The sequence below is a fragment of the Longimicrobium sp. genome (genome assembly GCF_048594345.1).
In the GTDB taxonomy this organism is placed as follows: Bacteria; Gemmatimonadota; Gemmatimonadetes; order Longimicrobiales; family Longimicrobiaceae; genus Longimicrobium.
Genome location: NZ_JBMDXM010000166.1, coordinates 1 through 11832 on the forward strand (window position 1 = coordinate 1; position 11832 = coordinate 11832).

Here is an 11832-nt window from a genome sequence, read left to right on the forward strand (position 1 = left end):
CTGGCCTCACGGCGGCGGAGAGAAGGTCCTTCGGTCGCGCGTAAGCTATTGTGTTCCTGAAGGTTCCGCGCGGCACTCCCTCAGGATGACCGTACGCTGCCGTACGAAGAACCGAGGTTTCTCGACACCCTCTCAGGCGCGCAGGGTGCCGTCGTGCGGAAGCGGCAGCGCGGCGTGCTGCGCCTGGGGAGCCGCCGCGCCGGGGTTCAGCAGCGTGTCCATCTCCGCGGCGTTCATTCGCGGAGCGTGCATCAGCTCGCGAAACTCGTAGACGATCACGCCCTGGTCCGTTACGCTGGACGCCACGCGCAGGCCGTCTTCCAGCGAGTTGAGCACCTTTTCGGCGCGCGGCATGGGCCAGCTGAGAGCCGCCGCCACGTCCGTCACCGTCAGCACGCCGTTGCGCTGCGAGGCCAGTCGCAGCACCGGCTGCTGCAGCGCCACCAGCAGCTGTTCGCGGCGCTCCTCGCGGGCGGTGTTCGCTTTCTTCCACAGCAGCGCCCCGCCCATGGCGGCGAAGGCCCCGACGAAGAACGCCCCAGGCTCCCCGTCGCCGATCCCCACCAGCATGAGCAGGGCGGCAAAGGCAAAGATGAGGTACGAGCCCCAGCGCAGCAGGCGGGAATCCTCGCGCATCTCCGGCTCGTGCGCGGTGGTGTGCGCGGGCGCGGCCTCGTTCAGCGCCAGCCCGGCGGAAAGAACGCGCGCGTGCTCGCTGCGCTTGCCCCACGAGCTGCCGCAGCGCGGGCAGGCGCGGTAGTCGTGGCGCATCAGGTAGTACACCAGCCCGCCCGCGCCCATGAAGGGAAGCGTGAGCAGCGCCAGAATCAGCGCGCCCATGATGGGGCCGCCCTGCGAAAAATACGAAACGCCCTCGCCCTGGAACCCGCAGCGGGGGCAGGTGAGGTGGGCGCCCTGGCTGGGGAACGCCTGCCCGGCCTGCCCTACGTTGTTGTTGATGGTGATCTGCGCCGGAACGCCGTAGCCGGACGGGCGCGACACGGCCGCCCCGCAGGTGTCGCAGCGGCTGTGCCCATCCGGAACCCGGGCCCCACAGGTGGAACAATACATTCCCTTGATTCCCTCCACGCCGCCCCGCGGGGTGCGGCGGACTGGTCCAAATCGCGCGGAACTTCGCCGGTCTGGGGCGATGTACGCGGACCGGGCCGCGAAAGATTCACTCGCGCGCGCAGGCTTTTTGCCGAATGACGAAAACCCGTGCTACCGGAGTGTAGCGCAAGACGATACGACCTTCAACCCGGGCACCCCATGCAGAAACACCGGGCGCGGCGCGCAGCCGCGCTGCTGGCCCTTGTCCCCGCCCTGGCGAGCTGTGCGCCGTCGGCCATCTCACCCTACGCGCCGGAGCGGGCGGCGGCGCCCACACGGCACGTGGTGGTCATCTCCATCGACGGGCTGCGGGCCGACGCCATCGAGGCCGCCGGCGCCACCAACCTGCAGCGGATGATGCGCGAAGGCGCGTGGTCGCTGGACGCGCGCACCATCATGCCCAGCCGCACCCTGCCCTCGCACACGTCCATGATCACCGGTGTGTCGCCCGAGGTGCACGGCATCACCTGGAACGACGAGCAGGTGGATGCGCAGGGCCGCGTACGCGTGCCGACCATGTTCGACATGGCCGACAGCGCGCACCTGCAGACGGCGGCGTTCTTCGCCAAGGCCAAGTTCCGCCACCTGATCCACCCCGACGCGCCGGACGAGGTAGAGGCGCCGCGGGGCCTGGAGATCGTCCTGGCGCCGCAGATGACCCAGAACGTGATCCACTACCTGCGCTTCGCCGAGCCGGACCTGCTGTTCATCCACATCCCCGATCCCGACATCGCCGGCCACTCCACGGGGTGGATGGGGACGCCGTACCGCTGGGCCGTGCGCCGCGCCGACGCCGCGGTGGAGCAGATTCGCCGCGCGGCCGTCGCCCGCTTCAACGGCGACGTGGTGATCATCGTGACGGCGGACCACGGCGGCCACGGCCGCGACCACGGCACCGACGCGCTGGAGGACGTCCGCATTCCCTGGATTGCCTGGGGCCGCGCCGTGCAGCCCGGCCAGCTTCCAACCGGCATCCGCACGATGGATACGGCCGCCTCGGCGCTCTGGCTGCTGGGCGTCCCCGTTCCCCCGGCCTGGGAAGGCCGCCCCGTGGCCCAGGCGTTCCGGCCGGTCGCGCCGCCGGCCGGGAACTGATCCGGCGGTTCGTCGCGAAATCAGCGAACTGCGCGTCGGTCCGGCGGCCGAATCGGCGGCCGGACCCGCCGCGCCGAAGATACGGCCCGGCACATCGCGTCGGGCCGTCATCGGATCGGCGGTTGAAACCGCGGCTGGAACGTCACCAAATCCGCCTTCGCGGATTGCGAGCCGCCAGCTTCTCGCCGCAATCGCACACCCACGGCGCCTCCCTCGGAAGACGAGCCGGGGGCCGGTTTCGCATCCCCGCGACAAGACCTACGCGACGGCGGCGGGCTCCGGCGCCGGAACCAGCGCCTTGGCCATGCAGGCAGCGCTCGCGGGGCAGATGCTCCGGAACTCGGGCGTCGCGGCGATGGCCTCAGGGACGGTGCCGCGCTCCACACGCGCGTAGCCGCGGCGGGCGAAGAAGGCTTCGGCCGTAGTCGTCAGCAGGTAGAGCGTGCGGATGCCGGCGGAGCGGGCGTAGGCCTCGAGGGCATCCACCAGCCGCGAGGCCAGCCCCCCGCCCCGCCGCGCTTCCGGAACGGCCAGCGAGCGCAGCAGTCCGGCATCATCCGCCACTTCCATCCCCACCACGCCGGCAATCCCGTCCGCGTCCCGCATCACCAGAAAGTGCCGCAGGTGCTCCGGCGCGAGGTCGTCGTGCGGGAGTGCGGCGTCCGCGAGCAGGCGGATGACCGCGGAAAAGTCGGAGTCGTGGGCGGGTTCGGGGCTCATCGTAAGGGCGGGGTATGTACCGCGGTGCACGCGTTCAAACCGCGCGCGGTGCCGACACTGCTGGAAGGTGCCGCACTCGGCCGCTCCGCACAAGCTGTATGACAACGGAAGGAGCCGGCCTCTCGCCTCGAAGCCGGCCCCACCATCACACCATCACACCATCACACCGCCCGTCCTACCACCGCGCCGGATTGCCGCGAACGTCGATGTGGATGAACGGCCCGTGCGCCCCGTTGTCGGTGTAGATGCCGGCGCCGCCGGTGAGCTCCGGGTAGCGGCGCTCGATGCGGTCCACGGCGCGCAGGATGACGCGGGCGTCTTCGGTGTCGCGGCGGCCGTCGCCGTTCAGGTCGTCCATGTAGCCGTCGCGGTCGTTGTCGATCCACACGTCGCTGGCGTCGCCGTAGGTGTGGCGGCTGAGCAGCGCGCGACCGCCCTCGCCCACGCCCTGGTTGTTGTAGGCCGGGGTGCGAAAGCCGCTCATCACCGCCACGTGCTCGGCGCGAATCCCCATCAGGTTCAGCTCCTGGATCACCAGCTCAAGCTTGTCGATCAGGCGAAGGTCCAGGGCCAGGTACTTGGGCCACACGCTGAACTGGTCCTTCGTAAGGAAGTTGCGCAGGCGAAAGTGCTGGCTGACGGCCAGGTCCTGGTTTTCCGGGGTGACTTCGATAAAGCCGGCGGGGGGGGCGTAGCGGTCGTAGCGGCCGGAGCTTTCCGTCGAGTAGTTGCCGATCCGGTAGCCGTTCAGGTACCCGTTGCGCTTTTCGCTGAAGGGGACGCGGGTGATGACGGAAAGGTCCTGCACCTCCTGCGTAAAGCCGGGGGCCTGCAGCCGCAGCCGCCAGATCCCCGCCTGGGCCGGCGCGCGCAGGCCGTGCATCAGCTGCCCCTCGCCCAGCAGCGAGCGGGTGAGCGTCCCCGCCAGCGGCTCCCACCGGTACGCCACGTCCGTCAGGTTGGGGTTCGCGTCCGCCCACTCCAGCGGCAGCTCCAGCGGCCGGTTGGGGTCGGTGACCACCGTGCGCAGCATCCCGCTTTTGCCGAACGCGCTGCTGGCCAGCCGCACCGCTGCGTCGCTGCGCTCCATGACCCCGCTCACGGCCACCGTGGACGACCAGGTGAGGGGCGGCAGGGCGTGGCTAGGAAGCCAGGCCCCCAGCGAGGCACCCGCGAGGGCGAGCGTGGCGGCGACGGCGGTGGCGCGGCGGACAGCGGGCATGGGGACTCCTGTGCTGTGACTGCGGATCGTGCAGAAACTGCGGAAAACCGGGTGCGCAAGGCGCCCGGGACGGTGTCGGGTTCGTTCTGGGATTGGTTCAGCGGACCGGCGCCGGCGTACAGCCGGTGCGTCGTGCAGACGCGGGTCCGGCAGGGCTGCGCGGCGCGTTGGCCGTGCGGCGGTTGTGGCGGCGAAGTGGGTGCTGCGCCAAACGCGTGCGGCGCCGGGGTGGCGAAACACTCCGGGCGCGCTCTACTTTTCTCGTGCGTTCAACGGGTTGTGGCGCAAGATAGGCACGCGGCCGCGACCTTGTCAATGCAGTCATCTTCTTCCAGAACTGCAACATGCCTGATGCGACGCACCCCCGCGTCTGCCTGCTCATCCTGGACGGCTGGGGCCTGCGCCCCGCCGCGCCCGACAACGCCGTCACCGAAGCGAACGCGCCCACCTGGAAGCACCTGTGGGAAGAAGGCGATTATCCACGCGCCAGGCTTGTGACGCACGGGCCCGCGGTAGGGTTGCCGGAGGGGCAGATGGGCAACTCCGAGGTGGGCCACATGAACCTGGGCGCCGGGCGCGTGGTCATGCAGTCGCTGCAGCGCATCGCCACCTCCATTGCGTCTGGCGAGTTCGCGCAAAACCCCGTCTTTCTGGACCTGCTCAACGGCGTCAAGGCCAACGGCGGCACCTTGCACCTGATGGGGCTCATCGGCCCCGGCGGGGTGCACGCGGTGGACGAGCACCTGCTGGCGCTGTCGGAGCTGGCGGCCACGCACCGCGTGCCCCGCGTGCGCCTGCACCTGTTTCTGGACGGGCGTGACACGCCGCCGCAGTCCGCCCACGGCTACCTTACGGAGCTGCTGGCGCGCTGCGCGGGGGGCAAGGGGTGCGAGGTGGCCACGGTCATGGGCCGCTACTGGGCCATGGACCGCGACGGGCGCTGGGACCGCACCGAAAAGGCGTACCGCGCCATCGTCCGCGGCGAGGGGCAGCCGGTGGCCGACGCCATGGAGGCCGTAACCGACGCGTACGCCATGGGCGAGCGCGACGAGTTCGTGGAGCCGCGGGTGATGGTGGACGAGGACGGAACGCCGCGGGGGAGCGTGCGGGACGGGGATGCCATCATCTTCTTCAACTTTCGCTCCGACCGCGCCCGCCAGCTGTCCCGTGCGCTGGCGGTGGAGGACTTTGACGGGTTTGACCGGGGCACGGACCGGCCGCGCGTCCGCATGGCCACCATGACGCAATACGACGAGGACCTTCCCCTCCCCGTCGCCTTTCCCCCGCAGCCGCTGAACGACAAGCTGGCCGACGTGCTGGCCGCGCGCGGGCTGCACAGCTTTCGCACGGCGGAAACGGAAAAGTATCCGCACGTCACCTACTTCTTCAACGGTGGCGTGGAAGATCCGCCCGCGGGCGAGGACCGCCGCCTGGTCCCCTCGCCGCGCGTGCCCACGTACGACCGGCAGCCGGAGATGAGCGCCCCGGACGTCACGAAGGGCCTGGTCGACGCGATCCGCGGGGAGACGTACGACATGCTGGTGTGCAACTACGCCAACCCCGACATGGTGGGGCACACGGGGGTGATGGAGGCCGCGGTGGCGGCGGTCGAGGCGGTGGACGCGGGCGTGGGCCAGGTGCTGCAGGCGTGCCGCGACACGGGGACCACGCTCATCGTCACGGCGGACCACGGCAACTGCGAGCAGATGTGGGATCCCACCACCAGCGGCCCCCACACCGCCCACACCACCAACCCCGTCGGCATCATCCTGGTGGAGCCGGAGGCGCGGCGCACGGCCACGGGGCTGGCGGACGGCGCCCTGTGCGACGTGGCGCCGACCATCCTGGGCCTGCTGGGCGTGCCCCAGCCCGACGCGATGACGGGGAAGGACCTGCGCGAGCGGTAGGTTCGAAGCCCGTCCGGAGGCACCCGCTTTCCCCTTTCCCGTCCCAGGTGAGACAACCGCGCCTCACGTTCGGCGCTGGATTCGGTCGAACGGAGGGCGCAAGGGGATCGATCCACGGCTCTCACGCGCACCGGAGGAAGGGTGCGGGAGCGGCGGCGCCGGGCGGATCTCCCCCGCCGAACACGGCGCCGATGCTGGAGATTTGCAGCCCCGCAGTGGATCGCCGGAAGGAGGATTCCGGCTGCTGCACACCTTCGCCGCGGTCGCGCGGCGAAAATCATTGCCCGAACGGAGCGGATTGCATATCCTCTCCCCACGCACCAAACCAGCGTGCCGACGCCAGCCTGCCGAATGCTTTCCCGCACGGTTTTTCCCGGCACCCGCGTGCCGGCCGGCGCCCGTCCCGGCGCCACCTTCACACCCGCCGGCGGACCGCACCAGACCGCCGCGGGCGCAGCTGTCGCTCCCCCGTTCATTCCCCCAAGAGGATCCGTCATCATGCGAACGCCCCGCGGTTTTCTGCGCTACGCCTTACTCCTGCTGGCCGGTGCCGCGCTGGCGGCCTGCGACCAGCGCACCCCCGACCTTCCCACCGGCGCACACGGCCTTCCCGGCGGCCCGGGGGTAGCCCCGCTGCTGGCGGCGGGCGCCGACGCCATCCCCGGCCGCTACGTGGTGGTGATGCACGACGGCCAGGCCGGCAGCGCCGGCGCGGCCGCGGCGGCCGACGTGGCGGCGGACTTCGGCGCCAGGGTACACCACACCTACACCGTCTCGCTCAACGGCTTCGCGGCGACGCTCACGCCCCAGGCGGTGGAGGCGCTGCGCCGCGACCCGCGGGTGAAGTACGTGGCGCCGGACGCCATGGCCCATCCCTACGAGACGCAGACCGGGGCCACCTGGGGGCTGGACCGCGTCGACCAGCGCGGCCTTCCGCTCAACGGCACCTACGTCTACAACGCCACCGGCGCCGGCGTGCGGGTGTACGTGATGGACACGGGCATCCGCACCAGCCACACGGAGTTCGGCGGGCGGGCCAGCGTGGGCACCGACCTGGTGGGCGACGGGCAGAACGGGCAGGACTGCAACGGGCACGGCACGCACGTAGCCGGCACCATCGCCGGGACCACCTACGGCGTGGCCAAGGCCGCCCAGGTGATCTCGGTGCGCGTGTTCGGCTGCACCGGCGGCGCGCCGTGGTCCACCATCATCGCCGCGGTGGACTGGGTAACGGCCAACGCGGTCAAACCCGCCGTGGTCAACATGTCGCTGGGCGGCAGCTTCTACGAGCCGATGAACACCGCGGTGGCCAACTCCATCGCCTCGGGCGTGGTGTACGCGCTGGCCGCCGGCAACGACAGCTACGACGCCTGCCAGTACTCGCCCGCCAGCACCCCGGCGGCCATCACGGTGGCCTCCACCGCCAGCAACGACGCGCGCTCCTGGTTCTCCAACTGGGGCAGCTGCGTGGACCTGTTCGCGCCGGGAAGCGACATCACCAGCGCGTGGTGGAACAGCAACACGGCGGTCAACACCATCAGCGGCACCTCCATGGCCACGCCGCACGTGGCGGGCGTGGCCGCGCTGTACCTGCAGGGCAGCCCCGCGGCCACCCCGGCCGCCGTGGCCTCGGCGGTGGTGGGGTCCACCTCCACCGGGCGGGTGGCGGACGCGGGCACGGGCTCGCCCAACAAGCTGCTCTTTTCCCCGCTCACGCTCGAGGAGCCGGCCGGCGCCCTCGCGCTGAACCCCGGCAGCCTGACCTTCACCTTCGTGCGCACCGTAGGCGGGACCGCGGCGCGGCCGGGCGGCACGGAGGCCGCGGTGCGCCAGACGTTCAGCGCCACGGGCGAGGGCACGCGCAGGACGGCGCCCGCGGACGCGGGGGCCGGGCAGGCAGCCACCGCCACCTCGATGGTGCTTTCCAGCCCCGTGAACCTTTCCAACACGGGAACGGCGGCGCTGGCCTGGAGCGCGGCCAGCAGCCACCCGTGGCTCACGGCCGACCCTGCCCAGGGGTCGCTGATGCCTTCCCAGACCACGGTCGTAAACGCCACCGTCGACGCCACGGGGCTCACGGCGGGCACCCACACGGCCACGATGAGCGTGACCGCCCCCGGCGCCACCAACTCGGCGAACCTGTACGTGGGCGTGCTGGTGACGGACGCGCTGGAGCTGCGGGTGGGCACCCCCCGCACGGCCCTGTCGGGCCCCTACTCCAGCATGGCGTACTACGCGGTCAACGTGCCCGCGGGCTCCACCAGCCTGACCATCGGCATCTCGGAGGGATCGGGCGACGCGGACCTGTACGTGCGCTACGGCGACGTTCCCACCCTGTACCAGTACGACTGCCGGCCCTTCTGGGGCGGCAACGTGGAGAGCTGCACGATAGCCAACCCCCTGCCCGGCACCTACTACGTGATGCTGCACGGGTGGACCAGCTACGAAGGCGTCACGCTCTACGCCAACAGCGAAGGGCCGTCGGCGCCGGCCGCGCCCGGCAACCTGGTTTCGGCCGTCGCCTCGCCCAGCAGCATTCAGCTCACCTGGGCCGACAGCAGCGTGAACGAGAGCGGCTTTGAAGTGCAGCGCCGGGCGATGCTCGCCACCGGGCTGACGGCGTGGGCGACGGTGGTCACGACCGCGGCCAACGCCACCAGCTTTACCGACACGGGGCTGACCGCGGGGATCAAGTACCAGTACCGCCTGCGCGCCTGCAACGTGGCCGGGTGCTCGGTGTGGGTCATCGGCACCAGCCTGACCATTCCCACGGGGTCGCCGGCGCCGCCCACCGGTCTGCTGGCCACGGCCACCTCGGGAACGGCGGCGCGGATCACCTGGACGGACGGCAGCAGCAACGAAACGGGCTTTACGCTCACCCGTGCGCTGCGCAACACGGACGGCACCTGGGGGCCGTACGCCACCATCCGCTCGCCCGCCGCCGACTCCACCTGGTACGTCAACACCGGTCTGCTGGCGGGACGGCAGTACCGCTACCAGCTGCGCGCCTGCAACGCGGCCGGGTGCTCGCCCTGGGCCACCAGCAACGTCCTGGCGCTGCCCACGGTTCCCGCCGCGCCCACGGCGATCTCCGGGACCACGCTGTCCGTGAGCAGCCTGCGCGTGCAGTGGACGGACGCCAGCCGCAACGAAAGCTCGTTCGCGCTGCAGCGCGCGCCGGTGACCCCCACGGGCAGCGTGGGGGCGTACGCGCCGGTGGCCACGCTGGCGCCCGACCAGGTGCAGTTCACCAACACCGGGATGGCGGTGGGCACGTACCGGTACCGGGTCCGCGTCTGCAACCTGGCGGGGTGCTCGGCGTGGACTACCAGCGGCAACCTGGTGATCCCGCCGGTCCCCGCGGCCCCGGCCGGTTTGGCGGCGGCGGCGCAGTCGGGCACCACCATCCGGCTTACGTGGACGGACGGGCCGGTGGAAACCTCGTACCAGGTGTACCGCGCGCTGCGCAACCTGGACTCCACCTGGGGGCCGTACGCCAGCGTGGGCAACCTGCCCGCCAACACGGCGCAGTACGATGACGGCGCGGTGATGTCCGGCCGCACGTACCGCTACCAAGTGCGCGCCTGCAATCCCTCGGGCTGCTCGCCGTGGGCCACCAGCGCCGCCACCACCACGCCGTAGCCTGACGCCGCCCGCCGGACTCTCGACTCGGCGGGACGTACCTCACAACGAACGCGGAGGCGCGGGGAGAAATACTTCCCGCGCCTCCGTTTCCTCTTATCGCCGATCGCGCTCCGCCGACATCCGCCAAGCGTGCCGCGAACCCTCGGCCGTGGAGGTGGCGGATGGTTTTCCAGATCGCGCATCAGGTGGTGCGATCGACACTCTCCCGTGCGTTTGCGCAGACCATCCACCGATCCGCATCCCCTTCAAAAAAATTCACATGGCCCCCTGCCGCATTCCATCTCCATCCCGTTCCCGACACCCTCACAAAAGATCCTGCCTCGCCGACCGCCCCACCTGTACCCGACACCTGGGAATCCCGGCTCCGCGCCATGGCATCCGAGGATACGGCACGCAAAACTCTGTTGACTCTGGTAACTCTGTGTGAGGCCTTTTCTTTTGTCGACCCGGTCCGACCCCGGAGGAAACGGCACGAGAAAACTCCGTTGACTCCGTTGACTCCGTGTGAGCCCATCTCGTTTTGCGAGCCGGGGATGTGGCACTCCGCACGATGGACACGGAGCCGCGGATCCGCCGCGATTCGCACGCGCCTTGCGCTTGGCGGAACAAACCGTAGCTTCGGGCGGCTATAAGCGGCGGTCCTGGGCGGGGAGGCTTCCGTCCGGGACCGCACCGTTCTCCCCGGCGAGGGCCCCGCGCCCCGCCGCGCAGTCTTTCAATCGGCACAGCCAGACCATCGCCCTCATGATGCGACTTTCGCGGACCGTCCTGCTGCTTGCTCTTGCCCTCACGGCGGGCGCCCGCGCCGCGGCGGCGCAGACCATTCCCTCGCCCTACCGGCACATCGAGCCGGCGCAGTCCGCCGGCGTGTTCGTGGGCTACCTGTTCACGGACCCCGACGTGGGCCTTCCCGACAGCACCACGCTCCCCCTGGGGCCCCAGTCCGGCCCGGTGGTGGGGGTCCGCTACCAGCTGCGCGCGGCCGGCCCGCTCAACATCGACGCCAGCGTGGGCGCCATGCTCACCGACCGCCGCCTGTTCGACGCCGAGATCGACGAGGACTCGGTGTTCGTGGGCCCGGTAGACCTGGAAACCACGGTCCCCGCCACGGTGGTGATGGCGGACGTGGGGCTGCGCTTCTTTGTGACGGGGGCGCGCACCTGGAACGGGCTGGCGCCGTTCGTGGTGGGCACCGGCGGCGTGGTGGGCGACGTCCGCGGCAGCTTCGCCGAGGAAGAAGAGGTCGACCGCGGGGCGCTGTTCCGGTTCGGCCCCTCGTTTGCGGTGGGGGCCGGGCTCGGGACCGACTGGTTCCCCGTCCCCAACGCTTCGCTGCGCGTCGAGGCCATGGGCCGGCTGTGGCGGCAGAGCACGCCCAGCGCGTTCCTGGAGCTGCGCACCGACGAGCGAAGCGAGTGGAACCCGGTGCTGGGCATCACGGTGGGCGGGGCGATCCACTTCTAGCCAACGCCGTTTAGGGAGGGCCGCATGGCCGGCAGGTACACGGGTGACATCTTCGACTTTTCGGGGATGACGGACGACGAGCTGTACGATCTGGTCGTGCAGCATCTGCAGGAGCATCCCGAGGTCGACTCGGAGTGGGTGGAGGTGCGCGTAAAGGACGGGCACGTCACCCTGTCCGGCCGGGTGGGAAGCGACGGCGAGGTCTCCGTGGCCGAGCAGGTGATCACCGAGATCCTGGGGCTGCAGGAGTTCACCAACGAGCTGATGGTGGACGAACTGCACCGCGGCGAGATGCCCGAGGCCGCCGACGACGCGGTGATGCAGGACCTGGAGGTCGACGCGCAGTACGGCGAGGGGAACCAGAACCAGTCCGACACCGCCGCGCACCTGGTCGAAGACCTGGGCGCCCAGACCTACGGCACCCACAGCCTGTCCGACGCGGTGAACGACGGCGCCGCCTACAACCCGCCTGACCGCCCCACGGGCGAGGGATACGGGTCGCGGGAGAGCCACTGAGGAGAAGTACGAAAGTACGAGAGTGCGAAAGTACGGAGCACCTCGATGATAGAAGCGGGGGCCCGCCAAAACCCGGGCCCCCATCTTGGGGTGAATATCCCGCCCCCAAACCGGTGCGGGCGCGGCGTTGGCGGGGGGGGCCCCAGGCCCCCG

At 70.7% G+C, this 11832-nt stretch carries 8 protein-coding genes; 5 read left to right on the forward strand and 3 right to left on the reverse strand.

The genetic code is table 11. The features are described 5' to 3' along the window. Positions 1–132: 132 nt before the first annotated feature. Positions 133–1002, reverse strand: a complete 870-nt coding sequence (locus tag ACOJUJ_RS18450; RefSeq protein ID WP_420128365.1) for a hypothetical protein — start codon at positions 1000–1002, stop codon at positions 133–135. 267 nt (positions 1003–1269) lie between these two features. Between ACOJUJ_RS18450 and ACOJUJ_RS18455 the strand changes: the two genes are divergently transcribed. Next, positions 1270–2205, forward strand: a complete 936-nt coding sequence (locus ACOJUJ_RS18455) for an alkaline phosphatase family protein (RefSeq protein WP_420128366.1) — start codon at positions 1270–1272, stop codon at positions 2203–2205. Positions 2206–2463: 258 nt separating this feature from the next. Here the strand turns inward: ACOJUJ_RS18455 and arsN2 are convergent, their stop codons facing one another. Both arsN2 and ACOJUJ_RS18465 read right to left on the reverse strand, forming a co-directional pair. Further along, on the reverse strand, positions 2464–2925 hold the full coding sequence (arsN2, locus tag ACOJUJ_RS18460; protein WP_420128367.1) for an arsenic resistance N-acetyltransferase ArsN2: 462 nt from the start codon (positions 2923–2925) through the stop codon (positions 2464–2466). Between the two features lie 175 nt (positions 2926–3100). Then, entirely contained in the window at positions 3101–4147 is a 1047-nt protein-coding gene (locus ACOJUJ_RS18465) for a hypothetical protein (protein WP_420128368.1), read from the reverse strand. Between the two features lie 344 nt (positions 4148–4491). On the opposite strand from ACOJUJ_RS18465, the gene gpmI reads away from it, so the two are divergent. The 4 genes from gpmI (at position 4492) to ACOJUJ_RS18485 (ending at position 11679) form a co-directional block, all read left to right on the forward strand. After that, positions 4492–6054 carry a 2,3-bisphosphoglycerate-independent phosphoglycerate mutase gene (gene gpmI, locus ACOJUJ_RS18470; RefSeq protein ID WP_420128369.1) on the forward strand — a complete coding sequence of 521 codons (1563 nt, stop codon included), beginning with the start codon at positions 4492–4494 and terminating at the stop codon, positions 6052–6054. Positions 6055–6552: 498 nt separating this feature from the next. Further along, the gene (locus ACOJUJ_RS18475; protein ID WP_420128370.1) at positions 6553–9696 is read left to right on the forward strand and encodes a S8 family serine peptidase; all 3144 of its coding nucleotides are present in this window, start codon (positions 6553–6555) and stop codon (positions 9694–9696) included. A 747-nt stretch (positions 9697–10443) separates the two neighbouring features. Further along, positions 10444–11163, forward strand: coding sequence for a hypothetical protein (locus ACOJUJ_RS18480; RefSeq protein WP_420128371.1), 720 nt, complete (start codon positions 10444–10446; stop codon positions 11161–11163). A 24-nt stretch (positions 11164–11187) separates the two neighbouring features. Then, positions 11188–11679 (forward strand): BON domain-containing protein, encoded by a 492-nt coding sequence (locus tag ACOJUJ_RS18485; protein WP_420128372.1) that lies wholly within the window; start codon positions 11188–11190, stop codon positions 11677–11679. Positions 11680–11832: the final 153 nt, after the last annotated feature.